Annotated in this window: 25 protein-coding genes and 1 other RNA gene; 12 read left to right on the top strand and 14 right to left on the bottom strand. The window is 36.0% G+C overall.

Going from position 1 to position 21070, the window contains the following annotated elements:
• Positions 1-151: 151 nt before the first annotated feature.
• Positions 152-775: a WbqC family protein gene (locus DSM03_RS07890; RefSeq protein ID WP_128760978.1), complete on the top strand. Its 624-nt coding sequence runs from the start codon at positions 152-154 to the stop codon at positions 773-775.
• Here DSM03_RS07890 and DSM03_RS07885 read toward each other — a convergent pair.
• The 7 genes from DSM03_RS07885 to DSM03_RS07855 all read right to left on the bottom strand — a co-directional run bounded on the left by DSM03_RS07885 (position 770) and on the right by DSM03_RS07855 (position 7167).
• A complete protein-coding gene (locus DSM03_RS07885; protein WP_128760979.1) occupies positions 770-1795 on the bottom strand; it encodes an endonuclease/exonuclease/phosphatase family protein in 1026 nt (341 codons plus the stop codon). The two genes, DSM03_RS07890 and DSM03_RS07885, sit on opposite strands and share 6 nt — an antisense overlap.
• A complete protein-coding gene (locus DSM03_RS07880; RefSeq protein WP_128760980.1) occupies positions 1795-2679 on the bottom strand; it encodes a rhomboid family protein in 885 nt (294 codons plus the stop codon). Before DSM03_RS07880 ends, DSM03_RS07885 begins: the two co-directional genes overlap by 1 nt.
• 2 nt (positions 2680-2681) lie before the next feature.
• Entirely contained in the window at positions 2682-3449 is a 768-nt protein-coding gene (locus tag DSM03_RS07875; RefSeq protein WP_128760981.1) for a rhomboid family intramembrane serine protease, read from the bottom strand.
• Positions 3450-3491: 42 nt separating this feature from the next.
• On the bottom strand, positions 3492-5378 hold the full coding sequence (gene mutL / locus DSM03_RS07870) for a DNA mismatch repair endonuclease MutL (protein WP_128760982.1): 1887 nt from the start codon (positions 5376-5378) through the stop codon (positions 3492-3494).
• A gap of 89 nt (positions 5379-5467) precedes the next feature.
• On the bottom strand, positions 5468-5749 hold the full coding sequence (locus DSM03_RS07865; protein ID WP_128760983.1) for a riboflavin synthase subunit beta: 282 nt from the start codon (positions 5747-5749) through the stop codon (positions 5468-5470).
• Positions 5750-5898: 149 nt separating this feature from the next.
• A complete protein-coding gene (gene ribH, locus DSM03_RS07860) occupies positions 5899-6390 on the bottom strand; it encodes a 6,7-dimethyl-8-ribityllumazine synthase (RefSeq protein ID WP_128760984.1) in 492 nt (163 codons plus the stop codon).
• 12 nt (positions 6391-6402) lie between these two features.
• A complete protein-coding gene (locus DSM03_RS07855; RefSeq protein ID WP_128760985.1) occupies positions 6403-7167 on the bottom strand; it encodes a tetratricopeptide repeat protein in 765 nt (254 codons plus the stop codon).
• Positions 7168-7319: 152 nt separating this feature from the next.
• Here DSM03_RS07855 and recF point away from each other — a divergent pair, with 152 nt between their 5' ends.
• The 3 genes from recF (at position 7320) to DSM03_RS07840 (ending at position 9207) form a co-directional block, all read left to right on the top strand.
• Positions 7320-8399 (top strand): DNA replication/repair protein RecF, encoded by a 1080-nt coding sequence (gene recF / locus DSM03_RS07850; protein ID WP_128760986.1) that lies wholly within the window; start codon positions 7320-7322, stop codon positions 8397-8399.
• The gene (locus DSM03_RS07845; protein ID WP_128760987.1) at positions 8396-8836 is read left to right on the top strand and encodes a lipocalin family protein; all 441 of its coding nucleotides are present in this window, start codon (positions 8396-8398) and stop codon (positions 8834-8836) included. The genes recF and DSM03_RS07845 overlap by 4 nt, the downstream gene beginning before the upstream one ends.
• Positions 8837-8910: 74 nt before the next feature.
• On the top strand, positions 8911-9207 hold the full coding sequence (locus tag DSM03_RS07840; RefSeq protein ID WP_128760988.1) for a DciA family protein: 297 nt from the start codon (positions 8911-8913) through the stop codon (positions 9205-9207).
• A 73-nt stretch (positions 9208-9280) separates the two neighbouring features.
• Here the strand turns inward: DSM03_RS07840 and DSM03_RS07835 are convergent, their stop codons facing one another.
• Together DSM03_RS07835 and DSM03_RS07830 are read right to left on the bottom strand one after the other, a co-directional pair.
• Positions 9281-9700: a nucleoside-diphosphate kinase gene (locus tag DSM03_RS07835; protein ID WP_073097393.1), complete on the bottom strand. Its 420-nt coding sequence runs from the start codon at positions 9698-9700 to the stop codon at positions 9281-9283.
• Positions 9701-9811: 111 nt separating this feature from the next.
• Positions 9812-10834: an alkaline phosphatase D family protein gene (locus tag DSM03_RS07830; RefSeq protein ID WP_128760989.1), complete on the bottom strand. Its 1023-nt coding sequence runs from the start codon at positions 10832-10834 to the stop codon at positions 9812-9814.
• Between the two features lie 80 nt (positions 10835-10914).
• On the opposite strand from DSM03_RS07830, the gene DSM03_RS07825 reads away from it, so the two are divergent.
• From DSM03_RS07825 to DSM03_RS07810, 4 genes are all read left to right on the top strand, one after another.
• Positions 10915-11931, top strand: a complete 1017-nt coding sequence (locus DSM03_RS07825; protein ID WP_128760990.1) for a DHH family phosphoesterase — start codon at positions 10915-10917, stop codon at positions 11929-11931.
• Positions 11924-12478 (top strand): gliding motility-associated peptidyl-prolyl isomerase GldI, encoded by a 555-nt coding sequence (gene gldI / locus DSM03_RS07820; RefSeq protein ID WP_128760991.1) that lies wholly within the window; start codon positions 11924-11926, stop codon positions 12476-12478. The genes DSM03_RS07825 and gldI overlap by 8 nt, the downstream gene beginning before the upstream one ends.
• A 2-nt stretch (positions 12479-12480) precedes the next feature.
• Positions 12481-13659: a peptidylprolyl isomerase gene (locus DSM03_RS07815; protein WP_128760992.1), complete on the top strand. Its 1179-nt coding sequence runs from the start codon at positions 12481-12483 to the stop codon at positions 13657-13659.
• A 207-nt stretch (positions 13660-13866) separates the two neighbouring features.
• Positions 13867-14367 (top strand): DUF4168 domain-containing protein, encoded by a 501-nt coding sequence (locus DSM03_RS07810; RefSeq protein ID WP_128760993.1) that lies wholly within the window; start codon positions 13867-13869, stop codon positions 14365-14367.
• Positions 14368-14444: 77 nt separating this feature from the next.
• On the opposite strand, the gene DSM03_RS07805 is transcribed toward DSM03_RS07810, so the two are convergent.
• Positions 14445-15911 (bottom strand): aminoacyl-histidine dipeptidase, encoded by a 1467-nt coding sequence (locus DSM03_RS07805; protein ID WP_128760994.1) that lies wholly within the window; start codon positions 15909-15911, stop codon positions 14445-14447.
• A gap of 162 nt (positions 15912-16073) precedes the next feature.
• Here DSM03_RS07805 and DSM03_RS07800 point away from each other — a divergent pair, with 162 nt between their 5' ends.
• The 4 genes from DSM03_RS07800 to DSM03_RS07785 all read left to right on the top strand — a co-directional run bounded on the left by DSM03_RS07800 (position 16074) and on the right by DSM03_RS07785 (position 18504).
• Entirely contained in the window at positions 16074-16361 is a 288-nt protein-coding gene (locus DSM03_RS07800; RefSeq protein ID WP_128760995.1) for a 4a-hydroxytetrahydrobiopterin dehydratase, read from the top strand.
• An 85-nt stretch (positions 16362-16446) separates the two neighbouring features.
• Positions 16447-17172: a YebC/PmpR family DNA-binding transcriptional regulator gene (locus DSM03_RS07795; RefSeq protein ID WP_128760996.1), complete on the top strand. Its 726-nt coding sequence runs from the start codon at positions 16447-16449 to the stop codon at positions 17170-17172.
• 115 nt (positions 17173-17287) lie between these two features.
• Entirely contained in the window at positions 17288-17599 is a 312-nt protein-coding gene (locus DSM03_RS07790; protein ID WP_128760997.1) for a peptidoglycan-binding domain-containing protein, read from the top strand.
• 383 nt (positions 17600-17982) lie between these two features.
• A complete protein-coding gene (locus DSM03_RS07785; protein WP_128763084.1) occupies positions 17983-18504 on the top strand; it encodes a hypothetical protein in 522 nt (173 codons plus the stop codon).
• Between the two features lie 49 nt (positions 18505-18553).
• Here DSM03_RS07785 and rny read toward each other — a convergent pair whose 3' ends face one another.
• The 4 genes from rny to DSM03_RS07765 all read right to left on the bottom strand — a co-directional run bounded on the left by rny (position 18554) and on the right by DSM03_RS07765 (position 20921).
• Positions 18554-20122, bottom strand: a complete 1569-nt coding sequence (rny, locus tag DSM03_RS07780; RefSeq protein WP_128760999.1) for a ribonuclease Y — start codon at positions 20120-20122, stop codon at positions 18554-18556.
• Between the two features lie 46 nt (positions 20123-20168).
• Positions 20169-20277, bottom strand: a non-coding RNA gene (ssrS, locus tag DSM03_RS07775) — 6S RNA.
• Positions 20278-20329: 52 nt separating this feature from the next.
• Complete coding sequence (locus DSM03_RS07770) at positions 20330-20620, bottom strand: cell division protein ZapA (RefSeq protein ID WP_128761000.1); 291 nt, start codon at positions 20618-20620, stop codon at positions 20330-20332.
• A gap of 10 nt (positions 20621-20630) precedes the next feature.
• Complete coding sequence (locus DSM03_RS07765) at positions 20631-20921, bottom strand: MreC domain-containing protein (protein WP_128761001.1); 291 nt, start codon at positions 20919-20921, stop codon at positions 20631-20633.
• Positions 20922-21070 lie beyond the last annotated feature (149 nt).

The raw sequence follows: 21070 nt of genomic DNA, 5'->3' as shown, positions 1-21070 counted from the left end.
TACATAACTACCTGTTTTTTAAATTAATAAATAAATATATTGAATAAATTCTATCAGTTTTTGTAGTAAATATACTACGCTCTAAAATGAATTTTCTTCATTTTTACTGACTTTAGAAATCGTTTATATTTGCGCTCTCAAAAAAATCTAAATGAATATTGTTATAAACCCAACATACTTTCCTGATATTATTACCACAGCATCTATTATTCAGGCAGATAATGTAACTCTTGAAGTCTGTGATAATTATCAAAAACAGAGCTATAGAAACCGAATGTATATAGCCACAGCAAACGGTAAGTTGCTTCTCAATATTCCTATAAAACACACAAAAACAGAAGGTCATAAGAAAACTGCAGAAGCTTTAATGGAGAATAATTTCTTATGGCAGCGGCAACATTGGCGCTCTATTGTGATAGCATATAGAACCTCTCCTTTTTTTGAGTTCTATGAAGACGATTTGTATCCTCTATTTCACAAAGCGTATAATTCACTATTAGAGTTTAATCGAGCAAGTATTACCTGCATATTAGAAATGCTCGACTTAGACATAGATTTTACACGTACTCAAGAATACATAAAAGAATATTCTGACAAGACTGATCTACGATTTTTAGCAAACGCAAAACGAAAAGATAAATTAGAAATACCCGCTTACAGGCAGGTTTTTGATGAGGCAAATGGTTTTATACCGTATCTGACCGTTTTAGATCTCATCTTTAATCTGGGGCCTGAAGCAATCACTTACTTGAAGAATTTAGATTTAAAATTATAAATTCAGTACCGCCTCAATAGGAAAATGATCTGAATATTCAACATCAAAAGTTTTAAATGCTGAAACTTCAATTTGAGGATCTGGTAAGATAAAGTCTATTCGCAACGGAATTATATCAAATATGAACGTGCGACCAAAACCACTACCCTGTTCCACAAAAGCATCTTTTTTATCCCCGCGAATCTTATGGTAGGTGTAAGAGAACACCGTATTATTAAAATCACCGGCAACAATTTTCTTATACCTGCAATTCTTCTGGTGAGTCAAGAATAAATTCGTTTGTTCTTGTTGCTTTTTAAAGGATCTTCCCAACCTTCCTATCAATGACTTCGTATTTTCTTTTTCAAGAGCTCCTAGCTCAGGAGTAAGTGCCAGAGACTGCATATGCATATTATAAATACGTAAGGTGTCTTTATCTTTTACAATATCAGCAAATAGTGCATTATTAAAACTACTTTCAAATTCGAGCGAACCAGTTTTGACAATTTTATATTTTGAATAAATAGCTTGTCCGTTAAGGTGCTTCCCCTCTTTTTCACCAAAATAAGAATACGGGTAATCTAATTTTGGTGCGCCACGTTTAGAAAATTCCTGAAAACAAATGACATCAGGGTTTGCCTCTTCAATAAGATCTGCAATACCTTTTTTTATTTCTTCAGAAGAAAAGTTTTCACTTCTAAAAATGTGTGCGTTATAACTGAAGATTCGAAGTTGGTTTTGAGTTTTCACAATTTGATCAGGCTCTTTTCCTGAGCTTATTTTATACAAACTACTTCCCTGAAAAAACCAAATAATCAATACTAATGCTGAAAGTATAAGTTGCTTTTTAAAAAGCAATAACCAATATATTACAAACAAAATATTTGCAGTAATTAATAGGGGAATAACCAAAGTTAAAACTGATAAAGGAGGAAAAATCTTAGGCGGAAAATAAGGCAAGATATAGCTTACAAGTAGTAAGACAGCAAATAAGCTATTGATTAAAAAGACTAGTTTATTCCATAGACTTAGCTTCTTCATTAAGTATCTTTTCCGGCTTTAAAGAGAAAATCTTTATCTTCTTTAGAAAGACTGTCGTAACCACTTTTGCTTATCTTATCTAAAATAGTGTCTACACGTACTTGCTTTTCACTTTTAGACATACCAGAAGTTGCACGCTTAGTCGCAGTAGATCTGTTCTTATATACAGTCTTCATTTTTGCCCTCTTCTCTGATTTTGGTCTTGGTTTAAAATAGCTTGTAATAGCATCCATACATCGCTCCCACCAAGCACCTATATCATTTCCTTTGCCTAGTTGCTGCGCATAAATATATCCAAAGATTGCTCCGCCTACATGCGCAAGCAATCCACCTGCATTACCTGATGTTGGGATTTGTATCAAATCGGTAAGCACAACAAACACACCTATATGCCAAAGCTTGACATTAAAGAAGATAATACGTACTTCAGTATTAGGCGTATATGTAGCTATAAAGATCATTATCGCTCTTACCGCTGCACTAGCACCTACCAGATAAGCGCTTGAAGTGATCAGTACCGGAAATAGATTATAAGCAGTAACAAATAAAATTCCGCCAGCTAAAGCTCCAAGAAGATAAATGGTTAAAAAGCGTTTTTCAGTAAAAAGATTTAAAACTATCTGACCAAACCAATATAAAATGAGCATATTCCAGAAAATATGCCAGAAACCACCGTGCAAAAATGCATAGGTTATCAAAGACCAGGGTTGTATTATTAATCTACTCAGATCTGTAGGCAGACTAAACCATTGAGTAATAATCGCACCCGAATTGAGCACCCATTCTAAAAGCGCAAAACCTATCCAGATCAACACATTGATCACGATAAGTTTTACAACAATATTTGCTGTTTTAAATTGATAACTTAGACTGGGACTTGCCATATTTAATACCAGCGTTTATCGTTAAAACTATTCTTTTTCCAATACCACATCATTATAAATCCGAATAGAGCACCTCCTATATGAGCAAAGTTTGCAATGTTTCCTCCAAAGATTGAAAAACCGGTAACACCAGAAAACAAATCTAAAAGGATTAAACCGGGTATAAAAAACTTAGCCTTGACCGGGACCGGTAAAAATATAAGCATCAGTTCTGCATTAGGAAATAACATCCCAAAAGCCACTAAAACACCATATATAGCTCCTGAAGCCCCTACTGCCGAAGTAGAAAATGCTTCTATCATACCTCTTACTTTATCAGGGTCTCCTACATTAGGATACGAATACTGACCTGATTGTTGAATGCTTGTAAATGCTTTGTTCAGAGTATCAGCTATCTCTCCTGGAGTCAAACCCGCGTTTATTAAAACGTCGTAACCAGCTTGATAATGATAATATCCAACCAGAGTATGTATCAACGCAGCACCTAAACCTGCAGAAAAATAAAAGAAAATAAATTTATTACGACCCAGCATTTGCTCTACAGGGCCACCAAATGCCCACAACGCATACATATTAAAAAGAATATGAAAAATACTGCTCTGGTCGTGCATAAACATATGCGTAAAAGGCTGCCAGAATTGAAAATTAGGATTTTCAGGAAACCACAGTCCAAAGAGTTGAACTGCGTTAGGTAATAAAAACTGTGATCCTAAATAAAAGATCACGTTAACGATTAAAAGTACTTTTACAGTTTCGGTTATTCTACCCATCAATCTGGTTTGAAATGTTTAAACGCGGTAATGCGTTTTTAATTATGCGTTAAATTTACGATCCAGCTCGTCTACAGTAAGCGTAATAAACGTTTTTTTAAGAAATGGAGACATCGTAGGTTCTGTACAGGCAAATAATTTGTTGACCAAATGCTCTCTGGACAATTCATCTAACTTCTCTCCGGTTTTTACAGCCATACTTTTTGCCATGCTCTTTGCTAAAACATCTGTCTGACTAAAACCAGTATCAGGCACTTCTTGTTCCACATCGCTTAACAACTGTTCTAAAACTATTGAAACCTCACTCTCCTGAATACTCGCTGGTATTCCTGAAACCTCAAGAACTCCATCTTCAGGCATACTGAGTGCAAAACCAGTATTTTCTAAAGACTCTTTTAAGTCTTTAAATATCGCTAATTCTGCGGGAGAATAATTTAGTCGTAAGGGAAAAAGCAATTGCTGACTTACTGATTCTTTAACAGTAATATTCCGAAGGAATTCTTCATATAAAACGCGTTGATGTGCTCGCTGTTGATCTATTAGCATCATACCGCTCTTTATAGCACTCACGATATATTTATTATGTAGCTGATAGGTATTTGCTGAATCACTATCTGTTTCTTTTAAATCTTTAAATCCTTTGCTCTCGTGTTCTACGAAAAGGGATTCTGTTTCCGGTTCATTTTCTATTTGTAAATGACTGAAAGAATTAGAACTGTTTCTTTTATCAAGTCCGTCATAAAGATTTTCCCATCCAGCTGCATTTTTCTTCTCATAATGAGGAGTTCCGCTATAACTACTGGTCTTTACCTTCTGCTCTTGCTCAAATGGATTAAAGCTACGATCAACGTCTACTTTGGGAACTTGCGCTTCTTTATTTTTATACGAATATGGAGTATCCATATTAGATTCCCGGTTAAAATCAAGCACAGGAGCGATATTAAACTGCCCTAAACTATGCTTTACTGCAGCGCGTAAAAGTGTATAGATCGCATGCTCATCCTCAAATTTAACCTCAGTTTTAGTGGGGTGAATATTGATATCTATTGATTTGGGATCAACTTTTAAATAAATGAAATAACTCGCTCTGGCACGATCTGGTAACAAACCATCAAAAGCAGCACTCACCGAATGATTTAAATACGGATGCTTAATAAAGCGATCATTAACGAAGAAAAACTGTTCCCCTTTAGTCTTTTTTGAAAATTCAGGCTTTACAATAAATCCATCTATATCTACAATCTCTGTTTCTTCGGTAACCGGCACCAATTTCTCATTGGTTTTTGGTCCAAAGACCCCTACAATGCGCTGACGCTTATTTGCTATAGGCAAATTGAATAACTCACTGTCGTTGTGATACAACATAAATGCGATAGACTCGTGGGCTAGAGCTACACGTTGAAATTCGTCAATTATATGACGCAATTCTACAGAGTCTGATTTGAGGAAATTCCGCCTTGCAGGAATATTGAAAAATAAATTTTTTACGGCTATCGAAGTACCTTGAAGTGTCGCACAAACCTCCTGAGATTTGATAACACTACCTTCTATTTCTATTTGAGTTCCTACCTCTTCACCTTCAGTTTTAGTTTTAAGTTCTACGTGAGCAACTGCAGCTATTGAAGCCAAAGCCTCTCCTCTAAAACCTTTTGTGTTTAATGCAAAAAGGTCATCTGCAGAATTGATTTTTGAAGTGGCATGACGTTCAAAACTCAGACGCGCATCTGTAGTACTCATCCCTTTACCATTATCTATAACCTGTACTAACGTACGTCCGGCGTCTTTAACAAGCAATTTAATTTGTGAGGCCCCGGCATCTATAGAATTCTCTAATAACTCTTTTACCACAGAAGCTGGTCGCTGTACTACCTCCCCGGCAGCTATCTGGTTTGCTACATGATCGGGTAAAAGCTTAATTATATCAGACATGAAGTGTGTTTACTTAAGCCCTGAAGATACCTATAACAGGTATTGCGGGTGTCGTTTAATTATAAATTGAGCTTGAGAATTTTAATTAATTATTGCCCGAAGAAAATACTCAAATCAAAATCGATAACAACTAAAAATAGAAAAACGAGTACAAGAACTATATACAAGGTAATACGGTTTGCACGTTGATCAGGATTGTATTTAAAATCGTCTATTGCAGTATTGAACTTAGATTTTAAACCTTTTGACTCTAGCGTAGCTTTGCGGTATTTATCAAATTTAGATTCTAACTTGTAAGGACTACCTTCTCCCTCATAATAACGAGGACTATAGCTGTATTTTTTATTCTTGCGTGTTTTTAAAATTCCCATAATTCCTAAAATTCAAAGTTACAATAATTGGTAGAAAGCTATGCAAAGCTTCAGACTTTGATATTCAAAAAGCATTCCAAATTTTGATGGATTGCTTTAAGCTAAAGTTACACAAACAATTGCAATATGATTTTTAGAAGTTTTATTGACTAAAACTTTGCGTCTTTACGCAATTGTGCCATTTTAATTGCAGCAACAGCAGCTTCTACACCTTTGTTACCGTGCTGGCCGCCACTACGATCTATAGCTTGCTGCATGGTATTATCGGTAAGAACACAAAAAATAACAGGAATATCGCTCTGTACATTCAAGTCTTTTATCCCCTGCGTTACGCCGTCACAAACAAAATCAAAATGCTTCGTTTGCCCTTGAATAACGCTTCCTACAGCAATAACCGCATCGAGCATATCATAACTCTGCTGCATTTTTTTACAACCGTAGATCAATTCAAAACTTCCCGGAACATTCCATCTTACGACGTTTTCTTTAAGTACACCGCAATCTAATAAGGTATCAAAAGCACCTTGAAAAAGACCTTCGGTGATGTCATGATTCCATTCAGAAACAACAATCCCAAACCGAAAATCTTTCGCGTTTGGGATTGTTGCTTTATTGTAAACAGACAAGTCTGTTGTAGCCATAATGTATATTTTTTATTCAGCTTCTGTCATACCTAAATATAAAGGTACGTTTGCTGCTTCTGCAGACTCGCTATAATCTTCTTTAATAGTATTTAAGAAAGAAGCTGCTTTATCATTTTCTCCAAGAGCTATTGCAGTTTGTGCAGCTTTCATTAAAAAGCGTGGTGTTGTAAAATCATTTGTACTCATTTCTGCAGCTTCCTTATAATAAGAAAGTGCATCTTCAGGTTGCTCCAGCTGCATAAATGCGTCACCTATAGCTCCTTTAGCAAGAGGCGCAAGCATCATATCATCACTGCTAAAATCTTCTAATTGATCTATAGCTTCCTGATATTTATTTGTATTCAAAAAAGCCATACCTGCATAATAATGTGCAAGATTACCGGCTTTTGTGCTTCCATAGTTATCTATGATATCAAGAAAACCATATTTACCTTCACCTCCATTAAGAGCAAGGCTAAATAATGAATCTTTCTCAACACTACCTTCTATAGCTTCGTTAAAATAATTCTGTGCCTGATACATCTCATTAGATGCTTCAAGTTCTTTAGGCTCTTGAATGAATTTTTCAAATGCCAGATATCCCAACACTGCAAGTACAATTACTGCAATCCCAATGAAAATAGGTTTTTGATTTTCTTCTACCCAAGCTTCGGTTCTGGTTGCACCTTCATCAAGTGAATCAAAAACTTCTGCCGTTGCACTTTCTTCATGCACCTGCTCCTCTACTTCTTCTTTGGTCTTAGGTTTATAACCCCTTTTTTGATATGTGGCCATACTTTAACTTTTGTTGGGCGCAAAAATAAAATTTTTATTCAATATTAATAGCGTATTGTTTTGTTATTTTTCAATAATTTGCATACGCTTCTATTATATTTCAACCCTTTATTTTACAAGGATTTAGCATTTTTAAACTTGCATATCACCTTATGATTCTCAAAGCTCTTTCGCTTATTAACTATAAAAATTTTGAAACTGCGTCTTTTACACTCGATTCAAAAATTAACTGTTTTGTAGGAAATAACGGAGTGGGTAAAACAAATGTACTTGATGCGGTTTACCATCTTTCTTTCGGTAAAAGCTATTTTAATCCCATTACCACACAAAACATCAATCACGATGCAGAGTTTTTTGTAATTGATGGAGTTTACGAGAAAAATGAGCGAGAAGAAAAAGTTATTGTTAGCGCAAAACGAGGTCAAAAGAAAGTGATTAAGCGTAATGGCAAAGTTTATGAACGCTTTTCTGATCATATCGGTTTTTTGCCGCTTGTCATCATTTCTCCGGCAGATCGCGATCTAATTATCGAAGGCAGCGAGACACGTCGTAAGTTTATGGATGGTGTAATTTCACAAAGTGACAAAAACTATCTCGACACGCTGATCAAGTACAACAAGACACTTTCTCAGCGCAATGCATTACTTAAATATTTTAGTGCAAACCACACGTTTAACCCAGAAACTTTAGCGATTTACAATGAGCAAATGACTGCTCTGGGAAACGTTATTCATACCAAGCGTAAAGACTTTCTTGAAGCCTTTATTCCTATTTTTAAAAAACGTTATGCAGCAATAAGTGGTGATAAAGAAGAGGTTAAACTGAAATATAAAAGTCAACTGAACGACACGCCTCTTGACCATCTTTTCTGTGAAAACCTGAAGAAAGATCGCGCGTTGCAATACACTAGTGTAGGTACGCATAGGGATGATTTAAGTTTTAAGATTGAGTCCCACCCCATCAAAAAATTTGGTAGTCAGGGTCAGCAAAAATCATATCTCATCGCTTTAAAATTAGCACAGTTTGATTTTATAAAAGCACAAAGCAACACCACACCTATTTTGTTATTGGATGATATTTTTGATAAGTTAGACGAAAGTCGGGTGATGCAAATAATCGACCTGGTGAACGATGAGAATTTTGGGCAATTATTTATAAGTGACACCCACGCAGACCGTACAGAAGCAATCGTAAAAGAGATACATCAAACTTATAAACTCTTTAAACTTTGAAAAAAATACTAGTTAGCATTTTAACATTAGCTCTTTTTAGCTGTGCAGAAAACGATCCTGAAGAGCAGCTTAAAAACCTAAATGGCTATTGGGAAATAAAATCTGTTGACTCTCCTTATGGAAATGACAGACATTATAAATTTAACGAGCGAGTAGATTATATAGAACTTAAAGACACTATAGGTTTTAGAACTAAAGTGCTTCCGCGCATAGACGGCACTTTTGTAAAAAGCGATACAAAAGAAACTGTTATCGCAAGAATAACAAATGATTCATTACGTTTAAATTACAGCACTCCATTTGATAATTGGACGGAAACTGTACTAAAAGCAGATGGCAACCAATTACAGGTCAAAAACAACCGAGGTATGATCTACACCTATTCTAAATTTGAAAAAATAAATTACCTTGAGACAAGCTCACGAGACATTCGTTAGAAATAAATTTTTAATTTCAAGGCAAGCCCAGTGGTATTAAATCCTTTGGCGGTGCCAATAAATATAACCGATTAATGGCTAGACGAGACGCAGACCCAAAATCTATACGAGATGTACTGGGCGCATTTGTAGAAAAAAATAAACTTCAAAAAGGAATTGACAAAGTAGATGTCGCCGAAGCCTGGCGCGATGTAATGGGACCCGCCATTGTAAAATACACCACTCAGATAAAATTAGACGGTGATCGCCTGATCATTCAATTGAGTTCATCTGTGCTAAGAGAAGAATTAAGTTATGGTAAAGAAAAAATTCAACGCAATCTAAACGAAGAATTAGGCAGAGAAATCATCAAGAAAGTGATTTTGAGATAGCTAAATAGGCTAATAATAGATATAAAAAAAGCGGCTAAAAAGCCGCTTTTTTTATATCTAATTGATAAAGAATTTAGAACAACTCTCTACCTGAAAAATGAAAAGCACCTTCAATAGCAGCGTTCTCATCGCTATCACTACCGTGTACTGCATTTTCACCTAAAGAAGTAGCATATAGTTTTCTAATTGTACCTTCTGCAGCATCAGCAGGATTAGTAGCACCTATTAAAGTTCTAAAATCTTCAACAGCATTTTCTTTTTCTAATATAGCAGCAACAATAGGTCCTCTGCTCATAAACTCAACTAGCTCGCCATAAAAAGGACGCTCGCTGTGCACTGCATAAAACTCCTTTGCATCTGCAACAGTCATCTGAGTTAATTTTAAAGCTACAATACGAAATCCTGAAGCTGTGATTTTTTCTAATATTGCACCGATGTGTCCATTTTCAACAGCATCTGGCTTAATCATGGTAAACGTTCTGTTTGTTGCCATTTTTTGTGTTTTAATAATTTTGCTTTTTCAATATCGAAGCAAAACTTCTTGTTTTTAAAATCGGTGCAAAAGTAATTCTTTTAATTACAATAGCGAATGGCTAAGCAATTATTAATACTCTTGTTGAATTTCGCCTAAAATCTCACCTTCTGTACCGATAATTTTCATATCTACAGTGTTTAAATTCAAGTCTATATCTACAAGACCATAACTACGAACGCTCACTACCTTACCCACTCGGTATCTATTGGGTTCACCATTATAAGCCGTGTAAGAATGTGTTAATCCACTAGAAGTAAAATCAATTAGCGGATAAGCAAGGTCTTTCATGTTTTTTTTAGAAAATTCTGAAATATGCCTATCGCCGCTTAAAACCAGAACGGCATTTGCTTTTGACCTTTTTACTGCTTTGATAAATCGCTTTACCTCCTTCGGAAAATTACCCCAGGTTTCAAAACCATGTTCAGCACTCAAAAGTTGAATACTGCTCATAATGATTGTAAAGTCTGTTTTTTCTGAAAGTTCTTCTTTAAACCATTGCCATTGTTGCTCTCCTAGAATAGTTCCATTTTTTTTACGACGCGGCTCATAGCGCTTATTAGGATCTGCCGAAGCATTAAGCGGTGTTCTAAAATAGCGTGTATCTAAGACGATTACCTTTATAGACTTACCAGCTTTTACATAGGTTTTTGAATTGTAAACCCCTTCTCTATTTCTTGAGGGTGCATCATCAGCAACGCCTAAAAAGTCTAGGAATAAATTCTGACTTTGACGCTTTTTTGCATAGTCAGCTCCCCCATCATTTATACCATAATCGTGGTCATCCCAAGTCCCTAGCACTTCGGTATTCGCTATAAAATTTTTATAAGCGGGGTTACGCTTTTGAACCGTATACATCTCTTCCATATTTGACATATCTTCGGTATCTGCATAAATCACATCACCACCCCAGATAAATAAATCAGGATCTCGGTTGCCCATATCTTCCCAAAACGGATTGGCTAAATCTACCTTATTACAAGAACCAAAGGCGATTCTAAAAAGATTTATATTTCGCTCTTGAGCTTCTGAGAAACTAAAGTTAAAAAGCGTTATTGAGAGAAGAAAAATATTGGTTTTAGAAATTTTAATCATTTAAAGTAAGAGTTTAGAGTACTTCAAAAATAAGGTTTCCCATATTAAGTCTAAATGAAGAAATTGTATATTCGCCTCCTATGAAAGAATCAGAATTAGCCTTACTTAAGGAGCTATTAGCTACACCAAAAAAAATTGTAATTATTCCTCATAAAAATCCTGATGGTGATGCTATGGGTTCTACACTGGCTCTCTATCAGTATTTAATTAAAATAGGGCACACAGCTAATGTTGTTACTCCTAACGATTACCCCAAATTTTTAAAGTGGTTACCTTTTGAAAATACTGTTATAAAATACGATTTACAAAACAAAAAGGCAGTAAGACATATAAAAGAGGCAGAACTTATTTTCACACTAGATTTCAACGCATTATCGCGAGTTGCAGAAATGGAACCTGCTCTGCAAAAAGCTAAAGCTCAATTCATAATGATAGACCATCATCAACAGCCAGACGATTACGCTGTTGTAACATATAGCGACACTTCAGTTTGTGCTACCTGTCAAATGGTTTACCATACATTTGAGATGCTCAACGCTACAGATTTAGTTGATGCAGATATGGCAACATGTCTCTACACTGGGATTATGACCGACACCGGCTCATTTAGATTTAGATCAACAACAGCTACTACACATCGTGTTATTGCAGATCTTATAGAAAAGGGCGCTGATAATGCATTTATACACGAGAAAATTTATGATGCTAATAATTTTTCACGATTACAATTATTAGGTACAGCACTTACAAACCTGCATCGTTTAGAAGAGTTTAAAGCTGCTTACATCACACTTTCTCAGGAAGAATTAGACGCTCACAATTATCAAAAAGGAGACACCGAAGGTTTTGTGAATTATGGGCTTTCATTAGAGCACACTGTTTTAGCGCTGATTTTTATCGAAAATAAAAAGGAAGGAATAATTAAGATTTCTTTACGTTCTAAAGGTGACTTCTCGGTAAATTTAATGGCACGTGAACACTTTGAAGGTGGTGGTCACAACAACGCCGCAGGAGGAAAAAGCGATCGTTCTTTAGAAGAAACCGTTGCATATTTTATTAGTATATTACCACAATACAAAGACGCTTTAAATGAATAAACTCATTGGCTTAATACTCGTACTTTTTCTGGTAATGGCTTGCAAAACTCCTGAAGCCCGCAGACCTGTAAGCCATTCTAGCGGTTCTTACATTGATGCTTCTATTGCTCGTAATAAAAAATTAAATAAAGCTGATGAAGCCGCAATTAAAAAATTGATGGCCGCAAATCCGCAGAACGAGTATTTTACTTCAGATAAAGGGTTCTGGTATTATTATAATGTAAAAGATACTACAGCTTTACCCACCGCAGACACCGGTGATTTAGTCACTTTTGATTATCAAATAAATTCTCTTGATGGCAATCCTATAGTTACCCAAGCAGAACTTGGTCCGCAAACCTATCAAATAGAACAAAGTAATCAAGATCTGATTTCCGGATTAAAAGACGGACTCAAATTGATGAAAGAAGGAGAGACCGTTACTTTTTTATTGCCTTCCCATAAGGCTTTTGGATATTATGGGTATGAAGATAAAATAGGGTCAAACCTACCTATTCAAACCCAAGTAACGCTAAATGATATAAAACAAAGCAATACTGAAAATTAACTATGAAGAAAGCTTCCATTTTTGCATTCTTAATTCTTTTTGGTCTGGTAGCCTGCTCTGATGACCAATACCCAAACCTACAAGATGGCTTATATGCCGAAATCAAAACCAATAAAGGTACGATGGTCGTTCAGCTTTACTATGATAAAGCTCCTGCAGCAGTAGCAAACTTTGTATCGTTGGCTGAAGGCAACAATCCGCTTGCAGATTCAATCTATAAAGGCAAACCGTACTATGACGGTATAACCTTTCACCGCATTATTAAAGATTTTATGATTCAGGGAGGTGACCCTACGGGTACCGGAAGCGGAGGCCCCGGTTATAAATTTCACGATGAATTCAGTCCAGAACTCAAGCATGATACTATAGGTGTCCTTTCTATGGCAAATTCTGGATATGGAACCAATGGCAGTCAATTTTTTATCACCGATGCTCCTACTCCACACCTTGACGGATATGATGCTGAAGACAATTTAAAAAACTGTGAGAATCCACAAATAGGTTGCCATACCGTTTTTGGACAGCTTATTTTAGGCTTTGATGTTTTGAAAAGTATTACTGAAGTTGAAATGAAAGATCCTCGAAGAGGAAAGCCCAAAAGACCAGTAACTATAGAATCTGTAAAAATTATTAGAAAAGGAAAAGATGCACGTCACTTTGAAGCTCCAGAAGTCTTTACAGAAGAAATAGATAAAAAAGCTGAAGAAATAGAGCAAGCAGCAGCTGCCAAACAAAAACTCAAAGAAGATCAAAAAGCAATTTTTGAAGAACAACGTAAAAATGCAGATACGCTAGAAAGCGGCTTAGCATACTACATCACACAAAAAGGAACCGACGTTAAACCCAAGCGCTCTCAAAAAGTAAAAGTAAATTATGCAGGTTATTTTGAAGATGGAGAATTGTTTGACAGCAATATACTTTCCTGTGCTGAAGAATGGAATATGCAAACGCGACCTAAAGAAGATATGTATGTGCCTTTAACCATCCCATACGGCCCTGAAGCACAAATGATCGCCGGCTTTAAAGAAGGAATTCAGCAACTCAATTATGGTGACAAAGCCACCCTATTTATTCCTTACTACTTAGGTTATGGGGAGCGCGGTTATCGTGTGATTCCACCGAGAACAAATTTGGTATTCACTGTAGAATTACTTGATAATCGAGAACCAGAGAATGAATAACATACAAGTTATCTGACAATAAAAGTGCTTCTACAGGGGTAGAAGCATTTTTTAGTTTAGGCAAAATTGCTCGTCATTTTGACTGTAAATGTTAAAAGAAATGGGGCTTATTGTTAAGCTCTTCTAAAATTGAATAAGCTTTTCTTAAAACGTCATTAAAGGCGCTAAAAATTGCTAATCTTTCCAGTTCATTAAAAAAGAGAACAAATGATTACATTCAAAAAAAATATAATAACACTTGCACTAACTGGTGCTTTAGTAGGAGGATTTAGTCTTACGGCTGCGGCTCAACAAACTCAGGCTGCTGCAAGTGTTAAAGCGCAAACTAATGTTACGACAGCAGAGCTGAATAAATTTGCTGATGCATTTCAGGAAGTGCAGGTTGAAAATCAGGCTGCTCAGCAAAAAATGATGGGCGTGATAAAGGAAGAAGGTTTAGATGTGCAACGTTTTACCGAGATTCAAAAAGCGCAAATGAATCCGGAAGCAAAAGTTGAAGCTACAGATGAAGAGCTTAAAATGCACGCAGCGGTAGTTGCAGAACTCAAAAAAATGCAACCTGCACTAGAAAGCAAAATGCAAGAGATCATTGCTGATCACGGTCTTACTTTAGATCGTTATAAGGCAGTTGCCATGGCTTTACAACAAGACAAAAGCTTACAGCAAAAATTTCAAGGCATAATGATGAAGAAACAAACTGAAGGATAATATTTCAGATAAATTCATTGAAAAATAAAAGGAGTTGCATCGCTGCAACTCCTTTTTTTATGTCTTCAGTTCAACAATTAATTTTTAGCAGGAATATCCTTCAAAATTTCTTGGACAAAAGTCCAGAATTTTTGCACCGAAGAAATACTCGCACGTTCATCTGGAGAGTGAGCACCTCTAATGGTTGGGCCAAAAGAAATCATATCCATGTCTGGATAGTTTTGACCTAGAATACCACATTCTAATCCGGCATGACAAGCAGCTACGTGTGGCTCTTCATGATTGATCTTCTTATACTTTTCAACTAAAACCTTTAAGATAGCGCTGTCCATATTGGGTTTCCATCCCGGGTATTCCCCACTTAAAGTAACTTCACAACCTATCAGTTCAAAAACACTTCTTATTGTATTAGCTAAATCGGTACGAGAAGATTCGACAGAAGAACGCGTTAAACATAAAACTTCGAGTTCGCCATTACGCACTAAAACCCGAGCTACATTATTAGAAGTTTCCACAAGACCTTCAATATCTGGACTCATACGGTAAACACCATTCCATACTGCTTGTATCGCTTTTAGAAAGCCTTCTTGCACACCTAGACTCATAACGTTCTCAGGAAGGTCAATTGAATCTAGGCTAATTTTTAAATTTGGCTCTAAGGTTTTATATTCTTCCTGTAATACTTCAGCAAACTCCTTTATATCACTTTTAAAAGCTTCCTCGTGAACCGTATCTATACAAAATATCGCCACGCTCTCTCGTGGTATAGCATTGCGCAATCCACCACCATTTACTTCGCTGATGCGTAAGCCATAATTCTCAAAACCGTCTAATAAAATGCGGTTCATAAATTTATTAGCATTCCCCAGACCTTTAATAATATCCATCCCAGAATGACCTCCTTGCAATCCGTTTACGGTTAGTTGAAAACCGGTTTTTGCTTCTTCAACGGGCTCTTGTTTGTATGTACGCGTAGCGGTGATATCTACTCCACCAGCACATCCTACCCCAATCTCATCATCTTCTTCGGTATCTAAATTGAGTAAAATATCGCCTTTAAGGACACCACCCTTCAATCCCATTGCTCCGGTCATACCAGTTTCTTCATCAATTGTAAACAAAGCTTCTAAAGCAGGATGTGATATATCTGTACTTTCTAATAAAGCCATTATGGTTGCAACACCCAGACCGTTATCTGCACCCAAAGTGGTTCCTTCAGCTTTAACCCAGTCTCCCTCTACTTTCATTTGTATTCCTTCTGAATCAAAATCAAACTGCGTTGCATTATTTTTCTGATGAACCATATCGAGATGAGATTGCAAAACAACCATTTGTCGATCTTCAAGGCCAGCCGTAGCCGGTTTTCTGATGATTACGTTTCCTACTTCATCAACTAGTGTTTCTAGATTTAAACCGTCGCCAAATGCTTTCATAAAGGCAATCACACGCTCTTCGTGTTTAGAAGGTCTGGGTACAGCATTGAGGTCTGCAAACTTTTGCCAAACGGCTTGGGGCTCTAGCTGTCGTATTTCAGTATTTGTCATAAAATCATTTTTTTGCAAAGGTACTGGTTCTCTTTGAGTCGTTGTTAAATTTGATAAACTACCTTTGGAAGTAATACAGAACAGAACCAAAAGTTAATCTTGGCTTAAACCTTTTTATGCTGAAAATACTCTGATTATCTTAATCAAAACAAACATGTTATTATGAAAAAATTAGATCAACAAACCGTAGAAGAACGCCTCAATAAATTGGAAGGTTGGGAATATAAAAATGATGCTATTCATACTTCTTTTGAGTTTGAAAACTTTAAAGAAGCCTTTGCCACTATGACACGCATTGCTTTTGAAGCAGAATTGCAACAGCATCACCCAGACTGGACTAATGTTTACAATACATTAAACATATCACTGTCTACCCACGATGCAGACGGCGTTACTGAAAAAGACTTTAAACTCGCTCATACTATTGAAGCGTTACTAGGAAACCAGTAGAATATTCTACCTTATTTTTAAACTGAAATAAGACTTTTTGTAAAGCCTATTTTTGTTAAATTTACCGCCTTTAAAAATCTGAATTATGGGAAGAGCATTTGAGTTTAGAAAAGCTCGTAAAATGAAGCGCTGGAGCGCAATGGCTAAAGCCTTTACTCGAATAGGAAAAGACATTGTTATGGCCGTTAAAGAGGGCGGTCCTGATCCTGATTCTAATTCACGTCTACGAGCAGTTATACAAAATGCTAAGAGTGTAAACATGCCAAAAGACAATATTGAGCGCGCCATAAAAAGGGCGAGTGATAAAAGTCTGGGTGAATATAAAGAAGTTCTTTTTGAAGGTTATGCTCCTCACGGAATTGCGATTCTTATTGAGACGGCTACAGACAATAACAACCGTACTGTTGCTAATATCAGGTCCTATTTTAATAAGTGCAACGGAAACCTAGGAACATCGGGTTCTGTTGAATTCATGTTTGATCACACCTGCAACTTTAGAATTAATGCTGAAGGTATAGATGCTGAGGAACTCGAACTAGAACTTATAGATTATGGTGCAGAAGAAGTTTTTGAAGATGAAGACGGAATTCTGATATACGGACCTTTTGGAAGCTTTGGAGCTTTACAGTCTTACCTAGAAGAAGCAGGACACGAAATCCTCTCTAGTGGTTTTGAACGCATTCCTCAGGTGACTAAGAAGCTAACTGCGGAAGAAGCTGAAGATGTAGAAAAGCTTTTAGAAAAAATTGAAGAAGATGACGATGTACAAAACGTTTATCATTCTATGGATGAGAGCTCATCTGATTCTTAATAATTGAAATCTATAAAGATTTTAGAAAAATAGGGGCAAATGCCCCTATTTTTATTGTTTAACTTTTGAGAGAAGATTATACTTAAATTTATAACTAACTAAAATATAGTTAGTTATGAACACTTTAAAATTAGGATCTGTTGATAATGGAAAGCTTCCGCAAAATAAAGAAGAATTTTTAAAGCCTTACCACCGGTGGATGGCAACGAAACTCAGAAATAAAAAGCAATTTAGAGATGAAGCTAACTATAAGTGGCAAGATTTTAAGGAAGTTGAAGGGCAAGATGTTTTTAGATTGCAACGTTTTTTAAAATCTAAAGGTTTTTTTCCTAATGCTCAATTGAGTGGGATTTTTGGTTATGGTACACAGGCAGCAACACGGCTTTTTCAAGAGTATGTCTACTCCATCGAAGGGAAAATTCAATAGGTACACCTGACGGAATCGTAGGTCCTAGAACCTGGAGTCATATTGAGCGGTGGGAGTCAAATGGGATTATCAATAAGTGGGCTAAAAATGATGTAAACAATCCTGCTAAAGAGTGTAAATTTTGGTTTAAAATCCTGAATGAAGCAAAATCTTATTATATATCAAACTTCAATAATATTCTGAATGATGTAGAAAACTACCCAAAATCATCTGATACATTTAGTCCAAAAAATTGGCATTTTGACCCAAACAATGCGCATTTAATTGGTATACGCCGAAATCAAGACAAACAGATTGAAAAACGAGAGAATGACGATCTCTTTGTTTTATTGATTAAGGGACTTGCTTTTACGTTTTGGGGAAGCACAGATCCAAGTGCAGCAATGACAAATCGAAGTGACGAAGCCTTTCTCGTTGAAGGTCAACATAAATATCGTTTAAGCTGGCATAAAATCTCTAGTGCTCAAAAAATCTATAAAGCTCTTAGACCGTATTCAAAAGGAGTATTGGTGTATAGAGATAAAATTGCAAAAAATGCACTTACCGATGCAGATATAAAAGCAGGCCTTGATGAACCCAATACGACTATAAATATTCACTGGTCTGGTGATGGAAACACTAATTTTTCTGCTGGTTGCCAGGTTATAGCTGGTAGAAGTTATATTGACCCTGATGGCACCTTAATTGACTGTAGTCCTTATTCTGCTATTTCTTATTCCGGTCTTTCTAATGGTCAAACACATGGTGCTTATAATGTATTGAGTGATCTGGTGGTTTGCTATAATAAGCTAGGTGATGATACCGTATGGTATACTCTGGGAAGAGAAAACAATCTTAAAGAAATCGTTAATACTTTTCCTATTGATTTTCTTGAAAAAACACTAAACCAGCTTAAAAATATCTAGATTCTTATAATCAAAAACGGCTTCGAAATATCGAAGCCGTTTTTGATTTTTATTTAGCGATGTTGACCGCTCTGGTCTCTCGTATAACCGTTATTTTTACTTGACCGGGATAAGTCATATCTGTTTGTATTTTCTGTGAAATTTCAAAAGACAAAGCTGATGCTTTTTCATCATTCACTTTTTCACTTTCAACAATAACACGAAGCTCTCTACCCGCCTGAATCGCATAAGCTTTTTTAACACCGGCAAAACCAAACGCAATATCTTCAAGATCTTTCAATCGTTGAATATAAGAATCTAGAACCTGACGTCTTGCTCCCGGTCTTGCCCCGCTAATTGCATCACAAACCTGAACTATAGGCGCCAACAATGTTTTCATTTCTATCTCGTCGTGGTGCGCACCAATTGCATTACATACATCTGGCTTTTCTCCATATTTTTCAGCCCACTCCATACCTAATAATGCGTGAGGCATTTCACTTTCAGTTTCTGGAACTTTACCTATATCGTGTAAAAGACCGGCACGTTTAGCGAGTTTAGGATTAATACCCAACTCAGAAGCCATTGTAGCACATAATTTAGCCACTTCTCTACTATGTTGTAATAAGTTTTGACCGTAAGAAGAACGGTATTTCATTCTACCTACCGCTTTAATCAATTCAGGATGCAAACCGTGGATACCAAGATCTATTACTGTACGTTTACCAACTTCAACAATTTCCTGTTCAATTTGTTTTGTAGTTTTTTGAACCACTTCTTCTATTCGCGCAGGGTGAATCCTTCCGTCTGTTACTAACTTGTGCAATGATAATCTGGCAACTTCTCTTCGTACACTATCAAAGCAAGAAAGAATAATCGCTTCTGGGGTATCATCTACTATGATCTCAACTCCGGTAGCAGCTTCGATAGCTCTAATGTTTCGACCTTCACGACCTATGATACGCCCTTTTACATCATCACTTTCTAAGTTAAAAACAGAAACACAGTTTTCAACAGCTTCTTCTGTACCAATACGTTGAATGGTGTTAATGATAATTTTTTTAGCATCCTGCTCAGCAGTAAGTTTAGCTTCTTCCATAGCATTTTGAATAAATGCCATTGCATCACTTTTAGCCTGATCTTTTAAAGATTCTACTAATTGCTCTTTTGCATCGTCTGCAGATAAACCAGAAATCACTTCAAGCTGCTGTACTTTACTTGCGTGAAGTTTATCTATATCAGATTGACGCTTATCAAGATATTCAAGACGATCATCATAATCTTTAACTTTAGCCTCTATCTCTTTGTTTAACTTTTTATTTTTAGCGAGTTCACTACTTACTTGTGATTCTTTATCACGTGTGCGCTTCTCTGCATCATTTATTTTTTTGTCACGCGACAAAATTACTTTTTCGTGCTCAGATTTAAGTTCAATAAACTTTTCTTTAGCTTGAAGAATTTTGTCTTTTTTAATAGACTCTCCCTCACTTTTAGCCTCTTTTACAATATTAGCTGCCTCTTTTTTGGCATTACTAACAATCTGTGAAGCGTTATTTTTTTCTAGCAATTTTGCTAATAAAAATCCTAGTGTGCCAGCTATTAAGATGACCCCTACGATTATAAGTACTGTATTTCCCATTGAGTTTGTATATATAAAAAAAGCCTACATTGGTAGGGTTTTGTGTAAACTCCTTAAAATAAATCATAGGACTAACGAGCTGATCAAGAATCCGTTCTAAGACGGCGCGCTTTTACAACTCAGACTCATCCCTCTTAAAGAATATAGTGTTGAGTTTACCAAAAAATATAACCAATGTAGGCAGTAAGTATTCTATTTTAAAGAACGTTAGGATAACTGACTTTTAACGAGTAGCTCCAGATTTTTAAGCTGTTCTACAGCTTCTGAACTTTCCCCGCTTCCGTCTAAATCCTGTTGTATTGCTTTTGAAGCAAATTGTAAAGCACACATTGCTAAAACATCTTGCTTATCTCTAACAGCATAACTTTGCTCAAATTTTTTAATCATTACCTCAATTTCTTTCGCTGCTTTGCGTAAGCCTTCTTCCTGTTGAGGTTTTATAGTTAAAGGATAAACCCGGTCTGCAATAGATAATTTAATTTTTAAATGTTCAGACATATCCTTAGTTCTAATCTGCAAGTTGTGCGATGCACGCATCAAGTTCTCGCATCATAGTATTTATTTTGAGCTTGGTCTCCCGTTTATATTCGTTACTGCCCAGCATTGCATTAGCAGTTTTAAGTGTACTGTATTTAGCTTCCCAATTTTCCAGAAGAATCTTTAAATCTTCCTGCTCGTGCTTCAACTGCTCATTTTCAGTCGTTAATACTTCATTTTGACGCTGAAGCTTCTGGTACCGATGCACTAATTTGCTAATTACATTTTGCAACGCATCTACACGCTCCAACAGTTCACTCATAACCTAATTTTAACAATGCTTAGTCTCACAAAGTTAACATTCGCTTATTAATATCCCAATACAATCTATTATATTTTTAATGCTTGTATTTACCTCCCGTAACAAATTGAATTTTAATTTTATAGCTTTCAACAGATTACATAGGTATT

It is taken from the genome of Leeuwenhoekiella aestuarii (assembly GCF_004104055.1).
Taxonomy (GTDB): Bacteria; Bacteroidota; Bacteroidia; order Flavobacteriales; family Flavobacteriaceae; genus Leeuwenhoekiella; species Leeuwenhoekiella aestuarii.
Note: the sequence above shows the minus strand (reverse complement) of the source record. Positions and strands in the feature narration are given on the sequence as shown.